Below are 18,247 nucleotides of genomic sequence, written 5' to 3'. Positions count from 1 at the left end.
ACCCCCTTTTTTATTATTTTCTTTCGCATGTTTCTTTTTTCTACAAAACCAGTGTTTTCGTTGTTTTTATCAGCTATTTACGTATAAAAAGCAGGCTCATGGCCTGCTTTTTATTATTTTCATTTCGATTTAGTCAGTGAAAGTCACTCGTGCAATGGCTTTTTTACCCGATTGGATGATTAAAGTGACATTCTCTTTTACAGAGTAGCTCATATCGACCACATTCCAATCAACTTTTACTGCACCACGACCCACGGCGTCTTTCGCTGCAGCTGCATTTGGGTTTAAACCTGCAACACGAAGAATCGTTGCAATAAATAACTCACCACCAAACTCAGCACGAGAAATCGTCACTTCTGGGGTATCTTCTGGCACTTCACCTTCAGTTACACGGTTACCTGCGCTCTTATGTGCATTTTCCGCTGCTTCTGCATCATGGAAACGTTCAACCAACTCAAGCGCCAAAATACGTTTGATTTCTTGTGGGTTACGCCCCGCAGCCATTTCATCAAGTAAGACTTTGATTTCATCAAGTGACTTAAAGCTCAGTAGATCAAAGTAACGTTCAATCAAGCTATCTGGCATAGACAGGATTTTTTGATACATTGCACCTGGGGTGTCAAATACACCAATATAGTTGCCTAAAGATTTAGACATCTTATTGACACCATCTAAACCTTCAAGGATTGGTACAGTAATGCAGACTTGTGATTCTTGACCATAACGACCTTGTAAAGTACGTCCCATGAGCAAGTTAAAGGTTTGGTCTGTTCCGCCTAACTCCACATCCGCTTCAAGAGCAATCGAGTCATAACCTTGTACCAATGGATAGAGAAATTCATGAATCGCAATCGGTTGATGGTTATTATATCGCTTAGTAAAGTCATCACGCTCTAACATACGTGATACTGTTTGCTGACTTGCCAATTGAATTAAATCAGCCGCAGTTTTTTGGCTAAACCATTCTGAGTTAAAACGAACTTTGGTTTTATTTGGATCTAAAATTTTAAAAACTTGTTCTTGATAAGTTTTGGCATTGGCAAGTACTTGCTCTTGCGACAACGGCGGACGTGTTGCGCTTTTGCCCGTTGGATCACCGATCATGGCGGTATAATCACCAATCAAGAAAGTAACCTCATGTCCCAAATCTTGGAAGGTTTTTAATTTATTAATTAGAACCGTATGTCCTAAGTGTAAATCAGGAGCCGTTGGGTCAAAGCCTGCTTTTACACGGAGTGGACGATTCTCTTTCAGTTTTTTAAGTAAATCTTCGTCAGAGATAATCTCGTGCGTGCCTCGTTGAATGAGAGCAAGCTGTTCTTCGGCTGGCAAGAAATTTGACATCACAAAACCTAAACACATCAGTTATTCAATTTGTGCGATATACTAACATTTTTTCAGCATCTTGCAGGATAAGTTGTATATGAGCGCAATCTATATTGGTGTAATGACAGGCACGAGCATGGATGGTGTTGATATTGTTGCAACTTCATTTGATCCTTTAACACTGCACGCTACGCTGACCGTGCCTTTTGAGCCTGAGCTACGTGATGAGTTAATGGCTCTCACGCTTCCAGATGACAATGAAATTGATCGTATGGGTAAAGCCGATGTCGCTTTGGCACAAATGATTGGACATGGCATCAATACGCTGATTGAAAAGAACAATTTAGATCGTAATCAAATCAAGGCGGTTGGTTCTCATGGGCAAACTATTCGTCATCGCCCTGAGCATGGCTTTACCTTACAAATTGGTGATCCAAATATCATCACTGAAATCACTCAACTTCCTGTTATTTCAGATTTTCGTCGTCGTGATATGGCCGCAGGAGGGCAAGGTGCTCCTTTAGTACCAGCTTTTCATCAAGCATTGTTTCAGCATGACAGTATCCATCGTGTCATTTTAAATTTAGGCGGTATTGCCAATGTCAGTATGTTGCCTGCAAATGACCTTGACGGTGTTTATGGCTTTGATACAGGCCCTGCAAATATGTTAATGGATGCATGGTGTCATCGTCATACAGGGCATCCATACGATGAAAATGGCGACTGGGCTGCTTATGGCCATCCAATACGTTCCCTATTAGATCGACTGCACTCACACGAATACTTTTCGAAAGAACCTCCAAAAAGTACAGGTCGCGAAGACTTTAATATTGATTGGTTAGATGATCAACTGATCGATTGGCGCAATGATTTAACCTATGACGAACTAGAAGATACGCCTGAAAATATTCAAGCGACCTTACTGAAACTTACCGTAAGAGCAATTCAAAAAGCAGTCTATCGTTCTAGCATGGAAACAGGCGAACTCTACGTTTGTGGTGGCGGTGCTTATAATTCTTATTTATTGGAACAATTACGTTGGCGCTTACGCAAACACAATTGGTCAGTACAAACCACGGATGCCCTTGGTTTGGCACCGACATGGGTCGAAGCGACGGCGTTTGCATGGTTAGCCATGCGTTTCGTTGAACAACTTAGCGGTAATTTACCCGCTGTAACAGGTGCATCGGGTGATCGTATTTTAGGTACGATTACGATGGTGTAAACAATAAAAAAGCTTCTCAAATTGAGAAGCTTTTTTATCTTTAGAATCTATTAAATCGAGAAAGATGATCCACAACCGCAAGTTGTCGTTGCATTCGGGTTTTGCACTACAAAGCGAGAACCTTCTAGTCCTTCAAGATAATCAACCACTGAACCAACTAAGTATTGATAGCTAAGTGAATCAACTAACATTTTAACGTCGCCATTGGTAAATTCAGCATCATCTTCATTAACACTTTCAGCGAAATTAAAACCATAAGAAAAGCCTGAACATCCACCACCCGTTACATAAACACGTAACATCAAGTCGTTATTCCCTTCACTTTCGCGTAATTGGCGAACTTTGTTGGCAGCATTATCTGACAATTCAAGAGCTTGGGCATTCATGGTAGATATTCCTCAGACTTCAATACGTCTTTCATAAATAAAAGACCCGATATTCAGTATAGCATACTCAATATCGGGTCTGTATTTGAAGTTTAAAGTACGATTAAGGACTTTTTAACAGATTATTTATAATTCTCTTCCTGCAAAGCACATTCAAAATTTTTGGCATCTTCACGGCAACGGAATTGCCATAACAACTTCATCATACGCTTATCGTAAATTCCTTTTGCTGTAAGGTTAATACGTGCCTCACGCATTAATTTTTGATAGCCAGGTTTATCAGCAGGAGGTACTTCCATCCAGTATTTTTGTGGAATATCCGCTTTCATTTTACCCAAGATACCAAAAGCACGTGGCAATTGTGCCTTCACCCATTCTCTTGATTTTTGACCAAAACCTTCTGGGAATTTATCAGGATGAATAATTAAGTTACCTGTTACCTGTAAAATTGGATAATTGACAATTGCCCCTTTAGTACCTAAACCTTTGTAAAGTTCTAATGGTTTAAACGCGGCAGCAGGTGCACCAATAATATCAACCTGACCATTATTAAATTTAGCACCAAAATTAGTAATATCTGAACTTACAGCTTGAGCACCCACTTGTGAAGCCATAATTTTTTGTGCTTCATCATAGTCTAAAACCGCAATTTTTTTACCTGCAGCTTTTGCAACAGTATTGATATTACGGTCGTTTACTAATAAATATGCATCACCAATCGGAATTACACCAGCCACTTCATATTTACCATTGACCATCGCTTTGGCAAAAGTTGGACTCGCTAAACCTTGCATCACTTTTACAGCAAGCTTAAGGTCGGTGATAGCACCAATTGCATCTAATGAGCCTGTAAATGGATTGAATTGGCGGCCTCGCATGCCTGTGATACTGACGCCATCACATTTCCCTGCTTTAAAATCTTCAGCAATTACAGCTTCATTCGTTGCCACTTTGAGTTCAATATCTGCACCCCAAGTTTTAGCTGCAAGCTGATAATCTTTCATTAATGCATACACATCACCGCTTTTGCCTACAATGTCAAATACACACATTGTTTGTTTTGCTTGAGCTCCAGCAGATACTGCTGCTATACCCGTTACGAGTAGGAGTGTTTTAAACCATTGCATATTATTTTTCCTTTGCATCTATATTGTTTTGTTGCGAAACATTTACGTATATGAAGAGCAACGTTCTATCCTGATAGGGTCTTCAAATGAATATATGTTTAAATACAGTCGTTTTTAATCTTCCTGATTAAAACATATTTTTAAATCTTATCGATTTCATTTGTTTTTATATGGTTATGATTGCGATATTTTCACATAAAGACAATGACTTAAATGACAAGCACTTAAAAACAAAAAGCCTAGAAAAATCTAGGCCTTAAGTTACTTTTATAGCATTTGATGATTATTCACCTGGTAATGCACATTCAAAGTTAGCTTTGTCTACTGAACAACGTGCTTTCTTCAATACTGACATCATACCAGCATCATAAATACCACGTTTAGTCATTTCTAAACGACCATCACGCATTAATTTTTGATATTTTAACTTGTCTTCAGCAGTTAAGTTCATTTTGTATTTTGCTGGGATTTCAGCTTCATAACGCTTGATCATTGCGAAAGCTTTTGGAAGTTGCTTCACAAAATAATCACGAGATTTTTGGCCAAAACCAGCTGGGAATTTTTCTGGGCGTAACACAAGATCCGCAGTCACTTGTAATACAGGGAAGTTAAACATTGCACCGTTAGCGCCTAAGCCTTTGCTCAACTCTAATGGCTTATATGCATAAGCAGGAGCGCCTACCATATCTACTTGGCCATTGTTAAATTTAGCAGCAAAGTTAGAAATATCAGAAAGTACCGCTTGTGCTCCTACGCGTTGTACCATAATTTTTTGCGCATCGTCATAACCCAATACTGCGAATTTTTTACCCGCTGCTTTTTCGATTGAGTTAATACTCTTATCACGCACGAAAATGTAAGCCGCGCCTAATGGAGCAATACCAGCAACTTCGTATTTATTACCACCAAGGTTAGTTACCATTTTTGCAGCATTACGTTCATCTAGAACATAAGTAATCGCACGTTGAGCGATCTCATTACTTGGCGCACCGCCTAAAGAGTCAATAGAACCCGCAAACTTGTTATATGGACGAGCACGCATCGCTGTCATTGCTACAGCAGCACATTTACCCGCTTTAAAGTTATTATCAGCGACTTGTTCATCTGTAATCGCAAGAAGGTTTACATCAGCGCCCCAGCCTTTTGCTGCAAGTGCCCAGTCCTGCATCATTTTGTATGATTCACCTGACTTTCCTAATAAGTCGAATACACACACATCAATTGCTGCTTGAGTAGAAGCAGATACACCTAAGATTGAAGTTGCTGCAATAGCTAACGCAATTTTTTTCATATTTTTCATCCTTCCACAAACTTTATGTTTGTCTCCTTGTTCGAAGCAAATATTAATCATGTTTTTCAAAAAAAAATAGAGCTTGTGCTCTATTTTTATGTCAATAATGTTTGCTTTTTGTCCTGTTTTATCTCATTCACTTATTTTCATAAACATATTTGTGATAAGTGATGACTTTTGTTAATCAATTTATAAATTCAGGAACAAAACTATAACTATTCGGCACTCAAAGAACATTCAAAGTTAGTGCGTTCAACCGTACAACGTGCTCGTTTGAGGACGTTCATCATGCTGGCATCGTAGACCCCTTGTCTGGTCAAATTCATTCGCCCATCACGCAACATTTTTTGATAGCGAATTTTATCTTCACTAGACAATGTAATTCTTTTCGCATTCATACCCGCTTCTAAGCGCTGTACCATTGCGAAGTTACTTGGCAATTTGTTCACGAACCATTGTCGAGATTGGGTACCAAAACCACTCGGGAATTGCTCAGGGCGAATAATTAAATCTCCCGTGATGTTCACAACTGGAAAATTAAATAATGCACCATTTGCTAAACCTTTATTAATCTCTAAAGGTTTATATGCATATGCTGGTGCAGCAATTACATCAACCTGACCACTGTTAAACTTCTTCACAAAATCTGAAATATCAGAGGGCACAGCAACAAGATTTATGCTTTCAACAATCGTTTTTTGCGCTTGATCATAATGTAAATACGCAAATTTTTTGCCTTTGGCCTTTTCAATCGTATCTATATTTTTATCACGTACGAAAATATAGGCTAAGCCAACTTGAATAATACCAACAACTTCGTATTTTTCACCATTGGTTGTTGCAGTTAAACGGTGTTGGTTACGCTTATCAAGCACATAAGTAATTGCTTTCTGTGCAATCGCATTGCTAGTCACCGCGCCTACAGCATCAACCGATCCTGCAAATTTATTATATTTACGAGCACGCATCGAAGTCATATAAACCCCGTCACATTTACCCGCATCAAAATCTTTCTCTGCTTTTTCTTCATCTTGATAAGGGATCAGCTCAACATCAGCTTGCCATGTTTTTGAGGCAAGCTTCCACTCTTCAACAAGTTTGTAAGATTCGCCAGCTTTTCCCAATAGATCAAATACACAAATTTCTTGTTTTGCCTGTACAGGAGTGGTCATAACAAATAGAGTCGCAGCACTCAATGCCCAAATTCCTTTTTTCATCTTGTTTTCCCTTATTTGCTGTTTTTGCATATTTTTACGCCAAATTGAGACAAATATAGTCAAATTCTGCCTAAAAACCTAGTGTATTTATCGACATAAGCCGGTTTTTTATGTTTTTTTACAACCCAAATCACATTTTCACAAATGTTTTATGGAGTGATCATTTATCAAAAATAATCACTCTATTTAACTTAGATTACAAAAGCGAATTATTCGCCTCCTAAAGAACACTCAAAACTTGTTCTTTCTACTGTACAACGAGCACGTTTTAATACACTCATCATAATTGGATCGTAGACTCCTTGTTTGGTTAAACGAATACGGCCTTCTCGTAAAATTTTCTGGTAACGCACTTCGTCTTCCTTCGGAAGATTCAACTTATATTTATTTGGAATCCCATTTTCGAGACGTTTCACTAATGCAAAACTTCTTGGTAATTGATCAACATACCATTCTCTTGATTGTGCAGCAAAATTCGCTGGGAATTTCTCTGGACGAATAATCAAATCACCCGTAATGTTGACTACAGGAAACGAAAACATTGCACCACCTTTTGAAATTCCTCGCTCAATTTCTAAGGGTTTATATGCATAAGCTGGCGAAGCAATCACATCTACCTGATAGCTATTAAATTTTTTAACAAAATCTGAGATTTCAGAAGGCACGGAAACCATTTCCAAACTATCAACAATCTCTTTTTGTGCAATATCGTATTGCAAGTAGGCAAACTTTTTACCCTTTGCCTTTTCGATCGTATTTAAATTGCGGTCGTGTACAAATACATATGCCAAACCAAATTGTAAAATACCCGCAACTTCATAATTCTGATTATCGACATTTGCCAATAAACGACGCTTATTTCTCTTGTCCAAAGCAAAACTAATCGCTTTTTGCGCGACATGATTATTTGTAACCCCACCAATTGCATCAATCGACCCTGCAAAACGATTGTACTTACGAGCACGCATCGAGGTCATATAAACAGCATCACATTTACCCGCCTCAAAATCATTTTGCGCTTTTGCTTCATCTTGATAAGAGAGCAAACGAATATCTGCTTGCCATCCTTTAGCTGCAATTGCCCATTCTTCAGTAATTTTAAATGTTTCACCTGCTTTACCAAGTAAATCAAATACACATACATTTTGTTTAGCCTGAACTTGACCAGTTGCACTCATACCCATAAGTGCTAAGCCAGCCAAAACAAACAACCCCTTTTTCATTTCGTTTCCCTGCAAAAAATCAAATTATCAAACACACAAAAAACTAAAAAATTATTCTCCACCGAGGGTACATTCAAAATTGGTACGTTCTACAGTACAACGGGCACGCTTTAAAACGTTCATCATACTGGCGTCGTAAATCCCCTTTTTAATTAAACCAATTCGAGCTTCACGCAAAATTTGCTGATAACGCATTTTGTCTTCATTGCTCAGATTAATTTTATATTTCGCTGGTAGTTCAGCCTCGATTCTTTGGATTAATGCAAAATTATTATTCAAACGATTCAAGAACCAATTTCTCGAATTTTGACCAAAGTTGCTTGAGAATTTTTCAGGACGGATAATCAAATCCATGGTCATGTTGACAGCTGGAAAAGTAATAATTGCCCCATCATTTCCCAAACCTTTAAAGAGTTCTAATGGTTTATAGGCATAAGCTGGTGCGGCCATAATATCGGCTTGGCGATTGTTAAATTTTTTAGCGATATCGGAAATGTCTGAAAGGACCGCTTGCCCACCAAGGCTTTTCACAACGATTTTCTGTGCTTCGTCATAGGCTAGAACAGCAAATTTTTTACCCTTGATTTGCTCAATGGTATCCATTTTTTTATCTTTAACGAAAATATAAGCCAGACCAATTTGTGATATACCGACAACTTCGTAGACCTGATTACCTATACTACTGGTCAGACGACGTTGATTACGTTGATCCAAGGCAAAACTAATTGCTTTTTGCGCAATCGCATAGCTCGGTACAGCACCAATGGCATCGACAGAACCTGCAAATTTATTATAACGACGTGCACGCATAGAGGTCATGTATACGCCATCGCATTTGCCTTGCTCAAAATCGTTGTCAGCTTGTGCTTCACTTTGATAGCTAATTAAATGAATGTCAGCGCGCCATGTTTTTGCAGCCAGTGCCCATTCCTCCATGGCTTTGTAGGCTTCACCAGACTTACCCAATAAATCGAAAACACAAATTGTGGTTGAGGCATTTACCTGAGTGTTTAAACCCAAAAGTAGCATCGCCCCTAATGCAAGAATTCCATTCTTCATTCATAATCCTGTTTCTATCTTTCTAGTCTTGTTACTTATTTTTTCATATAAACTAAATAATAATCTGATTTGCATGACAAAAGTAGAGCTTTTGCTCTATTTTTTTATTGATTGAATGATTTAATTCGATCAGTTTGATCTGTAATATAAAAATTTGCATTCATGGGCGATCACCTTAAAATGCAGCTATCTCTTTGCGACCTTGCAGACTCATGATTCAATTTGACCAAGTTTCTTTACGCCGTGGTGGGCGAGTCCTATTTCAAAAAGCATCGATGCAGCTTCACCCTGGCTGGAAAATTGGTCTTACTGGCGTGAATGGTGCAGGTAAATCAACACTCTTTTCCGCTTTCTTAGGTGGCGTGGTTGCTGACGAAGGTAATCTAACCCGTCCTGCGGTATGGACTGTGGCGCACATGGCTCAGGAAATTAAAGCCTTAGAAATGCCAGCAATTGATTTTGTTTTGTCTGGTGACGAAGAATATTGGGATATTCAAGAAAAATTAGCTCATCCAGACCAGCTAAGTAATGATGATTTAGCCAAATTACATGGTCGATTTGATGAAATTCATGGTTATGCAGCACCGGCTAAAGCAGCCCAATTAATGGCAGGTTTAGGATTTCTTGACCATCAAATCCGTTTAAATGTCGCAAGCTTCTCTGGTGGTTGGCGGATGCGTTTAAACTTAGCACGTACCTTGATGAGCCGTTCAGATCTCCTGTTACTGGATGAACCAACGAACCATTTGGATTTAGATGCGATTTTATGGTTAGAAGATTGGCTTAAAGCTTATGAAGGAACGTTAGTCCTCATTTCGCATGATCGTGACTTTTTAGATGCAATTACCGACCATATTCTGCATATCGAAAATCAAGAGTTAACCTTATATACAGGGAACTACTCGACCTTTGAAACCACTCGTGCAGAACGTTTGGCACAACAACAACAAGCTTATGAAAAGCAACTCGAAACACGCGCACATATTCAAAAATATATTGACCGCTTTAAAGCCCAAGCAACTAAGGCTCGCCAAGCGCAAAGCCGTATCAAACAGTTGGAACGCATGCAACAACTTGCACCTGCCCATGTCGACACCCCCTTTACCTTTAGTTTTCGTGAACCTACTAAAATGAGTTCACCACTCCTTAGTCTAGATGCAGCTACGATTGGTTATGGCGATAAAATGATTGCTGAAAAAATTCGTCTGCAAATTACTCCAAGTTCTCGTATTGGTTTACTAGGGATGAACGGCGCGGGTAAATCAACGCTGATCAAAACTTTAGTGGGTGATTTGCCATTACTTGCTGGCGAACGTAAAGCCTCAGAATTACTCAATATTGGATATTTTGCTCAGCACCAGATGGATGCTTTAGATGCCAATGCCAGTCCAATGCTGCAATTGGCTCGCATAGCTGATCGAAAAATCAGTGAAGCTACTTTACGGTCATTTTTAGGTGGTTTTGGTTTTAGTGGCGAACGTATGGATACGCCGTGTGAAAGTTTCTCAGGCGGTGAACGTGCCCGCTTAGCTTTAGCCCTCATCGTATGGCAGCGCCCAAATGTTTTAATTCTAGATGAACCCACCAACCATTTAGACTTAGATATGCGCCATGCTTTAAGTATGGCTCTACAAGATTTCGATGGTGCTGTGGTATTGGTTTCACACGAACGCCAATTAATTGCCAGTGTATGTGATGACTTACTTTTGGTTCATGCAGGTCAATGCACGGAGTTTGAGGGTGATTTACAAGACTATGCGAAATGGTTACGTGAAGCACGCCAACAACAAATCAATGCACAAAATACACAACAGCAGCAAACAGCAAGTCCTCAAACCTCAGCAACAAAAGTAGACAAAGAAGCGCAACGTAAAGAAGCGGCTCGTCGTCGTGAAATAACTCGTCCTATTCGAAAAAATATTGAGAAAGTTGAAGCGCAAATTGAGAAAGTTCAGCCTCGCTTAGCCACTATTGAACATGCTTTGGCAGACAGTGCTTTATACGAAGCCAATCGAAAAGATGATTTGATTAAGCTGATGAATGAACAAACTGAGCTAAAATCTAAGCTAGAACAGTACGAAGAACAACTGTTAGAGTTGATGATGGAACTTGAAGAGTTAGAAAGTTCTTTTGAAGTTTAAAAATAAATGCCTAATTCTATCTCAATGATGAATTAGGCATTATCTCATCACAGAGGAAAAGACCACCTTACAGTTTTCTAAGATACTAAAAATACTAAGAATCCTGCTAAAAATGTCATGATTCAGCCAATCATTTCAGATAAGGTCTAAATTGGAATTTTCTCATAAAATTGAGCTTTAGGTTCAGGCTAGATATACTCAACCCTATCATTTTAAAGTTATTACTTTTAAATGCGCATTGAGAACTAAGTTCATTTTATATTTTTGTACTTCAATTTGGTGAGTACTCTATTTTGGATCATACAAACTGAATGAATTCTTTAGATTTTATTTTTAACTTTGAACATATTCTTCCCATTTTAATTCAAGAATATGGCTTATGGATTTATGCGATCCTCTTTTTGATTATCTTTTCAGAAACCGCCTTTGTGTTTATGTTCTTTTTACCAGGCGATAGTCTTTTACTCACCGTAGGCGCTTTATGTTCAGTCATTGAGTTTATGCATCTCGGTTATATGATTAGCTTACTTTTTATAGCTGCGGCTTTAGGCTACATGGTGAATTATCACATTGGTCGTCATTTTGGTGACCGAATTTTTAAGATGGAATCTCGATTTATCAAACAAGAATATCTAAAGAAAACCAATACATTTTTCTTAAAACATGGTGGGAAAACTATTCTATTGGCTCGTTTTATCCCATTTGCGCGTTCTTTTGCACCTTTAGCAGCTGGTTCTAGTGCTATGAATTATACGCATTTCGTAATTTATAATATCTTAGGTGCGCTATTATGGATTAGTGTGCTTGTTACTGCTGGTTATTTATTTGGGCATGCACTCATTCAAGTCAGTGATTTAGTTGAAACCTAATCAACGGAATGTTTCACGTGAAACATTCATATAAGAAAAAGGCGATGCATCAAGCATCGCCTTTTTCTTATATACGAGAGAAATAATACAAACTAAATCTCCCATCAATTTAATTAAGCATCAATATCTGCATTCAATGCATTTTCTTCAATGAAGGCACGACGTGGCTCGACATCATCACCCATTAAGCATGAGAACATGCGGTCTGCTTCAATCGCATCATCAATAGTCACTTGCAACATATTACGATTTTCAGGATCCATTGTGGTTTCCCAAAGCTGCTCAGCATTCATCTCACCCAAACCTTTATAGCGTTGGATCATCATGCCACGGCGCGAGTCTTGTAAAATGTGTTGCCATACTTGATGGAAATTACTTACCTGAATACGACGCTCGCCTTTTTGCAGATAAGCGCCTTCTTCAAGCAACTTGAACCAGCTCTTCGAGTTCTTCAGTAAACGCGCATATTCAGCAGAATTTAACAGACCAGCATCGAGTAAATACGAATGCGGTAAGTTATGTACATAAACAGTGACACGTGGCCAATAATGTGCTGATTTCTCACCTTGTGCATTTTCACGTTCAAACGCTTCTAATGTAATCTCAGGGCGTAAGCTTGGTTGTAACTTTTCAATTGCAACACGTAATTGCTCAGCCCATGATTCAACATAGTCACGTTCATGATTGTGATCTGTTTTAAATGCATCAATCTCAAGTAAACCATCCAACAAACTTGCAGGATAACGTTGAGTGAGGCGTTGTAAGCTCTTTTGCGACACTTGGTAGTCAGCAATAACGCTCGCTAATGCCGCACCATTAATCGCTGGTGCTTCAGCGCTGACATGTAATGCAAGTTCATCAATCGCATTGGAAATCAGATAAGTTTCAAGTGCATCATTATCTTTGATGTACTGTTCTTGCTTACCTTTCTTCAACTTATACAATGGTGGCTGTGCAATATAAATATATCCACGCTCAACCAATTCTGGCATTTGACGGAAGAAGAAGGTCAATAACAAGGTCCGAATATGTGAACCATCCACGTCCGCATCGGTCATGATAATGATTTTGTGATAACGTAATTTGTCTGGATTGTATTCTTCACGTCCAATCCCACAACCCAAAGCGGTAATCAAAGTACCTACTTCCTGACTGGAAATCATCTTGTCAAAACGTGCACGTTCGACATTTAGAATTTTACCTTTCAGCGGCAAAATCGCTTGCATCTTACGGTTACGACCTTGCTTCGCACTTCCGCCCGCAGAGTCACCCTCGACTAGATACAATTCAGACAATGCTGGATCTTTTTCCTGACAGTCTGCCAATTTACCCGGTAAACCAGCAATATCTAATGCACTCTTACGACGGGTCATTTCTCGTGCTTTACGCGCTGCATCACGCGCACGCGCCGCATCAATGATCTTACCTGCAATCGATTTCGCTGCTTGCGGATTTTCTAGTAAATAAGCAGAAAACTCTTTGTTCATGGCCTGCTCTACCGCAGGTTTTACTTCGCTCGAAACCAATTTTTCTTTGGTTTGTGAAGAGAATTTAGGATCAGGTACTTTCACTGAAATAATTGCAGTTAAACCTTCACGTGCATCATCACCAGTCACAGCAACTTTTTCTTTTTTCAATAAACTTTCATTTTCCATGTAGCTGTTTAAGCCACGAGTCAATGCAGCACGGAAACCTGCAAGGTGTGTACCACCATCTTTTTGCGGAATATTATTGGTAAAGCAACGTACATTTTCTTGGTAACTATCGTTCCACTGTAACGCGACTTCTACCCCGATGCCATTATCAGCATCAACGGTAAAATGGAAAATATCGTTTAAATGGTGTTTGCCTTCGTTAATATATTTAACAAATTCAGATAAACCGCCTTCATAGTCATAAACATGCTCAAGATTGACACGCTCATCACGCAAAACGATTCGAACACCTGCATTCAAGAAAGATAGCTCTCTTAAACGACGTGCCAAAATATCGACACTAAAAATAGTTTGGCTAAACGTTAGCTCACTTGGCCAAAAACGAACTGTTGTACCCGATTTATCTGTTTCACCAATCACACGTAATGGATATTGTGAATCACCATGCTGATATTCTTGCTCGTGAATTTGTCCAGCGCGATAAATCGTAAGTTGTAATTTTTTTGATAAAGCATTTACAACTGAAACACCTACACCGTGTAAACCGCCTGACACCTTATAGCTATTATCATCAAACTTACCACCTGCATGCAGAATGGTCAAAATCACTTCTGCCGCAGATATCCCCTCTTCTGGGTGAATATCTGTTGGAATACCACGACCATTATCCGACACACTGACAGATTCATCTTCATGAATCGTGACTAAAATTTCATCACAATGACCAGCTAATGCTTCATCGATGGCATTATCCACCACCTCAAACACCATATGGTGTAAACCTGTACCATCATCAGTGTCACCGATATACATACCAGGACGTTTACGAACCGCGTCTAATCCACGTAAAACTTTGATACTAGAGGAATCATAAGCTTTTTCATTTGATTGTTCTGTTTGAGAGACTGATTGAGACTCTGAACTCATGGTTACTCCCTAGTAAATATTAATCTATCCAAAAATGAGGAAATAAAATTATAGTGCAGCAAGACTGACTTGACCGTGAACAACGTGGAATAATTGAAAAGAAATCGACAAATCCTGTAAGTGTTTTAATACCGACGCATGGTCTAAGGTGGTCATAAAAACTTGACTTCCTAACTGACTCAATCGCTCAATTAACCGTTGTTGTGCGGTCTCATCTAACTCTGCTGTCAGATCATCTAATAATACCACAGTTTCCTTATTACTCGCATGTAGCATTGCAATTTGTGACAGTTTTAATGCCATGATTAACAACTTTTTTTGCCCACGAGAGAGTACATCATCAGCATTGCCAAAAGGTGTTTTTAAACGTAAATCAGCACGATGCGGACCATACTCAGTATAACGCCGATCCAGATCTTTTTGATGCTGCTGAACCAAGTCTTGCAATAGACCTTGCTCAGTATGAAAACCAGGATTGTATTCCAGTTCTATCTCAAGATTAGGTAGCAGGATTTTTAAATCTTCATGGAAAAATTGGTTCCATTGCTCAACGATACTGACCCGCTGTGAATGCAACATTTCACCATAATCACTGAGCATTTTATTCCAAGGCTCTAAATCAGCCAAAGTCAGATTACGCCGTGTTTTGAGTAAACTATTCCGTTGTTTAAGTGCGCGAGAATAATACTGCCATGCAAAATAGAATTCAGGTTCCACGTGGAACATTAACCAGTCTAATAATTGTCGTCTTGGCTTTGCGCCATGATCAATAATATCGGTACTTTGTGGATCGATATGCTGTAAAGGTAATAATTTTGCCAGTTGACCTTGAGTCGCAATGGTATCGCCATTGACCTTAATCACCTGTTCGCCCGAAGCCAACTTCTGCATACCAATACGTTCAGTGACAGATTGCGCAAAAACAATCGCATCCCCTGCTTCATATTGAATGTAATGTTTTGGAATATGGGTGCGAAATGAACGCCCTGTTGCTAGTAAATGAATAGCCTCTAGAACTGAAGTTTTTCCAGAACCATTTGCGCCGTAAAAAATATTAAACGGTTGCAACTCATGGAGTGCAACCGTCTTTAAATTACGTACACGTTCGATATTTAAACGCGTGATTTGCATGCTTTAGAACTCAAACATCAATCTTCATTAAACTCGCATTGGCATCACGACATAGGTTTGATCAGGATGCGCTGGATCTTGAACAAGCACCGACTGATTGGCTTCACTCATGCTCATTTTCACGTCATCACCATCCAGCACACCAAGTACTTCAAGGATATATTGCGCATTAAATGACATTTCTAAAGGTGCATCTTGATATTGAATTGCAATATCTTCGACCGCCTCATCTTGTTCTGGGTTATTGGCACGCAACTGCAATGAATCTTGATTAAAATTCAAGAAAACACCACGAAGTTTTTCATTACTTAAAATGGCAACACGTTGTAAAGATTGCTTAAAGACATCATGAGCGATAGAGACATGCTTATCACCATTTTTAGGAATCACACGGCGATAATCAGGGAACTTTCCATCGATTAACTTCGTGGTGAAACGCACGGTAATATCGCCCTGCTCTTTATCACGGCTTGGCGTATTGATGGTGACATTCAACAATTCACGTCCAATCAACAGGGTCAACTGTTCATCTTCAATACTCAGTAAACGTTGTAACTCACCAACCGCTTTACGAGGTACGATCGCTTGAATCGGTGCAGATGCAGTTGATGAAGCAGCAACTTCACACAAAGCTAAACGATGACCATCTGTTGTTACTGTACGCAATTGATTTTGATCAATTTCCAACAAAGTACCGGTTAAGTAAAAACGTACATCTTGAACTGCCATCGCAAAGGCTGTTTTTTCAAATAAACGTTTTAATTCACGCTGAGTGACTTGAACCTGAGTACCTTGACTATTGTCAGTCGTGAGTAATGGATAATCTTCTGCTGGAAGGGTACCCAATACGAAACGGCTATTGCCTGATTTTAAAATACAGCGTTGGTCTTCTGTTATTTGCAAATCAATCAAGGCTGCTGTCGGAAGGGATTTACAGATTTCAACGAGTTTACGTGCAGGAACTGTTGTTTCTCCTACCTCTAAACAAGCACCTTCAGATAAAGTTGTGCTTGCGACTAATTCAACTTCTAAATCAGAACCCGTAATCGTTAAGGCCTGTTGAGTGGTTTGAATTTTGACATTTGAAAGAATATTCAAGGTATGGCGACGCTCAACAGCCCCCACCACATGTGATAAAACATTGACTAAACTTTCTTTAGCGATTTTCAAACGCACGATTTTATTCCTCTTACAACAGAAGCTGATATGAATGTTAGCAGTGTACTATGCTGCACTTAAAAGTAGTTTGCAACTCTGAAAAATAGATTAACTTTGTAACAGTCGAAGTAAGTTTTTATAATCTTCATTAAAAATTGGATCTTGTTCTCGCAAGCTGACCACTTTTTCGCAGGCATGCATCACGGTACTATGATCACGACCACCAAATGCCATTCCAATCTCAGGAAAACTATCCCCTGTCAGCTCTCGAGCTAGCCCCATCGCTAATTGGCGCGGACGTGCATAAATACGGGTACGCTTAGGTCCGATTAATTCTTTTAATGGGATGCGGAAATATTCACTGACGACACGCTGAATATTTTCCACACTAATGGTGCGTGCACGAATTGCTAAAACATCTTTTAATGACTCACGCACCACATCCAAATCAATCGCAGTGCCTTTAAAACGTGAAATAGCCACCACCTTATTGAGGGCACCTTCAAGTTCACGAACGTTTGCGACCACTTGTTGTGCAATGAATAAAGCACAATTTCGTGGCAAATCTACCCCACTATTTTCAGCTTTTTTTAGCAAAATTTCGATACGGGTTTCAATATCTGGTGGCTCAACACCAACAGATAATCCCCAAGAGAATCGGGAAACCAAACGCGGATCCAGTTCCGTGAGTTCTTTTGGATAACGGTCTGAAGTTAAAATAATTTGTTTAGATTCGTCTAATAAGGCGTTGAATGTATAAAAGAATTCAACAAGACTTGCTTCTTTACCAGCAAGCAAATGAATATCATCAACCAACAATAAATCTAAAGAACGACAATTTTTCTTAAACTCTTCAACCTTACCTTTCTGCAATGAACTGACAAAGTCTTGTACAAAACTTTCCGAGGTCATATACATGACACGTGCATTCGGTTTGGCTTGTAAAAGTGCGTTCCCTACGGCTTGCATCAAGTGTGTTTTACCCAAACCTGTTGGACCATATAAAAATAAAGGATTGTGCTGAGATGCGCCTAATTGGGTTAATACCTTACGGCAAGTCTCAGCAGCCATTTGGTTAGAACGGCCTTCAACAAATAAAGAGAATGTAAATAATGGGTTGAGTTGTCTTTTCTTTGGTATTTTCGTGACATTTTGACTTGGTTGCACCAAATCAGTTTCTTTCTTAGCTTTAATAGGAACAATTGGAGTGGTTGAGGTGTTACTTAAAGCCGCAGTCGTGGTTGCAGGTTGCTCATGAGAAGACAAAATAGTACCTGGACGCGAATCAACCAAGATTTCAACCTGACGTACTCGACCTTCCGATAATTGCTCAGCAAGAATTGAAATTAACTCTAAATGGTTGTCTTGAATATAACGTGTCCAATATGGATTAGGTGCATATAAACGCATCACACCGTCAACTTCTTCAGCAACCAAAGGACGAATCCACATCGCAAAGACGTTGTCAGAGAGCTCTTGTCGCAAGCGAGTTAAGCAGTCTGTCCAGAGCAT

Annotated in this window: 14 protein-coding genes; 3 read left to right on the top strand and 11 right to left on the bottom strand. The window is 39.3% G+C overall.

The window, feature by feature from the left end; all coding sequences use genetic code 11:
• Positions 1–129: 129 nt before the first annotated feature.
• Complete coding sequence (tyrS, locus tag O1450_RS00070; RefSeq protein WP_269229245.1) at positions 130–1,362, bottom strand: tyrosine--tRNA ligase; 1,233 nt, start codon at positions 1,360–1,362, stop codon at positions 130–132.
• A gap of 61 nt (positions 1,363–1,423) precedes the next feature.
• Between tyrS and O1450_RS00065 the strand changes: the two genes are divergently transcribed.
• Positions 1,424–2,551 (top strand): anhydro-N-acetylmuramic acid kinase, encoded by a 1,128-nt coding sequence (locus O1450_RS00065; RefSeq protein WP_269229244.1) that lies wholly within the window; start codon positions 1,424–1,426, stop codon positions 2,549–2,551.
• Positions 2,552–2,601: 50 nt separating this feature from the next.
• Here O1450_RS00065 and erpA read toward each other — a convergent pair whose 3' ends face one another.
• From erpA to O1450_RS00035, 6 genes are all read right to left on the bottom strand, one after another.
• Positions 2,602–2,937 (bottom strand): iron-sulfur cluster insertion protein ErpA, encoded by a 336-nt coding sequence (gene erpA, locus O1450_RS00060; protein ID WP_005158950.1) that lies wholly within the window; start codon positions 2,935–2,937, stop codon positions 2,602–2,604.
• A gap of 122 nt (positions 2,938–3,059) precedes the next feature.
• The gene (locus O1450_RS00055) at positions 3,060–4,064 is read right to left on the bottom strand and encodes a putative solute-binding protein (protein WP_269229243.1); all 1,005 of its coding nucleotides are present in this window, start codon (positions 4,062–4,064) and stop codon (positions 3,060–3,062) included.
• A gap of 283 nt (positions 4,065–4,347) precedes the next feature.
• On the bottom strand, positions 4,348–5,355 hold the full coding sequence (locus O1450_RS00050; protein WP_269229242.1) for a putative solute-binding protein: 1,008 nt from the start codon (positions 5,353–5,355) through the stop codon (positions 4,348–4,350).
• A gap of 215 nt (positions 5,356–5,570) precedes the next feature.
• Entirely contained in the window at positions 5,571–6,572 is a 1,002-nt protein-coding gene (locus O1450_RS00045; RefSeq protein WP_269229241.1) for a putative solute-binding protein, read from the bottom strand.
• A gap of 209 nt (positions 6,573–6,781) precedes the next feature.
• Positions 6,782–7,795 (bottom strand): putative solute-binding protein, encoded by a 1,014-nt coding sequence (locus O1450_RS00040; RefSeq protein ID WP_269229240.1) that lies wholly within the window; start codon positions 7,793–7,795, stop codon positions 6,782–6,784.
• Positions 7,796–7,846: 51 nt separating this feature from the next.
• Positions 7,847–8,854, bottom strand: a complete 1,008-nt coding sequence (locus tag O1450_RS00035; RefSeq protein WP_269229239.1) for a putative solute-binding protein — start codon at positions 8,852–8,854, stop codon at positions 7,847–7,849.
• A gap of 212 nt (positions 8,855–9,066) precedes the next feature.
• Between O1450_RS00035 and O1450_RS00030 the strand changes: the two genes are divergently transcribed.
• Entirely contained in the window at positions 9,067–10,995 is a 1,929-nt protein-coding gene (locus O1450_RS00030) for an ATP-binding cassette domain-containing protein (RefSeq protein ID WP_269229238.1), read from the top strand.
• Positions 10,996–11,306: 311 nt separating this feature from the next.
• Positions 11,307–11,864 carry a VTT domain-containing protein gene (locus O1450_RS00025; protein WP_269229237.1) on the top strand — a complete coding sequence of 186 codons (558 nt, stop codon included), beginning with the start codon at positions 11,307–11,309 and terminating at the stop codon, positions 11,862–11,864.
• Positions 11,865–11,977: 113 nt separating this feature from the next.
• On the opposite strand, the gene gyrB is transcribed toward O1450_RS00025, so the two are convergent.
• The 4 genes from gyrB to dnaA form a co-directional block, all read right to left on the bottom strand.
• Positions 11,978–14,446 carry a DNA topoisomerase (ATP-hydrolyzing) subunit B gene (gyrB, locus tag O1450_RS00020; protein ID WP_269229236.1) on the bottom strand — a complete coding sequence of 823 codons (2,469 nt, stop codon included), beginning with the start codon at positions 14,444–14,446 and terminating at the stop codon, positions 11,978–11,980.
• Between the two features lie 48 nt (positions 14,447–14,494).
• Positions 14,495–15,577 (bottom strand): DNA replication/repair protein RecF, encoded by a 1,083-nt coding sequence (gene recF, locus O1450_RS00015; RefSeq protein WP_269229235.1) that lies wholly within the window; start codon positions 15,575–15,577, stop codon positions 14,495–14,497.
• Positions 15,578–15,604: 27 nt separating this feature from the next.
• Entirely contained in the window at positions 15,605–16,753 is a 1,149-nt protein-coding gene (gene dnaN, locus O1450_RS00010; RefSeq protein WP_269229234.1) for a DNA polymerase III subunit beta, read from the bottom strand.
• Positions 16,754–16,843: 90 nt separating this feature from the next.
• Positions 16,844–18,247, bottom strand: coding sequence for a chromosomal replication initiator protein DnaA (dnaA, locus tag O1450_RS00005; RefSeq protein ID WP_005219063.1), 1,404 nt, complete (start codon positions 18,245–18,247; stop codon positions 16,844–16,846).

It is taken from the genome of Acinetobacter sp. TR11 (assembly GCF_027105035.1).
In the GTDB taxonomy this organism is placed as follows: domain Bacteria; phylum Pseudomonadota; class Gammaproteobacteria; order Pseudomonadales; family Moraxellaceae; genus Acinetobacter.
Note: the sequence above shows the minus strand (reverse complement) of the source record. Positions and strands in the feature narration are given on the sequence as shown.

Excerpts from the sequence above, each read along its gene's own strand:
- O1450_RS00040 (WP_269229240.1), bottom strand. The coding sequence starts at position 7,795 with ATGAAAAAGGGGTTGTTTGTTTTGGCTGGCTTAGCACTTATGGGTATG.
- O1450_RS00035 (WP_269229239.1), bottom strand. The coding sequence starts at position 8,854 with ATGAAGAATGGAATTCTTGCATTAGGGGCGATGCTACTTTTGGGTTTA.
- gyrB (WP_269229236.1), bottom strand. The coding sequence starts at position 14,446 with ATGAGTTCAGAGTCTCAATCAGTCTCTCAAACAGAACAATCAAATGAA.
- O1450_RS00050 (WP_269229242.1), bottom strand. The coding sequence starts at position 5,355 with ATGAAAAAAATTGCGTTAGCTATTGCAGCAACTTCAATCTTAGGTGTA.
- erpA (WP_005158950.1), bottom strand. The coding sequence starts at position 2,937 with ATGAATGCCCAAGCTCTTGAATTGTCAGATAATGCTGCCAACAAAGTT.
- tyrS (WP_269229245.1), bottom strand. The coding sequence starts at position 1,362 with ATGTGTTTAGGTTTTGTGATGTCAAATTTCTTGCCAGCCGAAGAACAG.
- O1450_RS00055 (WP_269229243.1), bottom strand. The coding sequence starts at position 4,064 with ATGCAATGGTTTAAAACACTCCTACTCGTAACGGGTATAGCAGCAGTA.
- O1450_RS00030 (WP_269229238.1), top strand. The coding sequence starts at position 9,067 with ATGATTCAATTTGACCAAGTTTCTTTACGCCGTGGTGGGCGAGTCCTA.
- O1450_RS00045 (WP_269229241.1), bottom strand. The coding sequence starts at position 6,572 with ATGAAAAAAGGAATTTGGGCATTGAGTGCTGCGACTCTATTTGTTATG.
- O1450_RS00065 (WP_269229244.1), top strand. The coding sequence starts at position 1,424 with ATGAGCGCAATCTATATTGGTGTAATGACAGGCACGAGCATGGATGGT.
- recF (WP_269229235.1), bottom strand. The coding sequence starts at position 15,577 with ATGCAAATCACGCGTTTAAATATCGAACGTGTACGTAATTTAAAGACG.
- dnaA (WP_005219063.1), bottom strand. The coding sequence starts at position 18,247 with ATGCTCTGGACAGACTGCTTAACTCGCTTGCGACAAGAGCTCTCTGAC.
- O1450_RS00025 (WP_269229237.1), top strand. The coding sequence starts at position 11,307 with ATGAATTCTTTAGATTTTATTTTTAACTTTGAACATATTCTTCCCATT.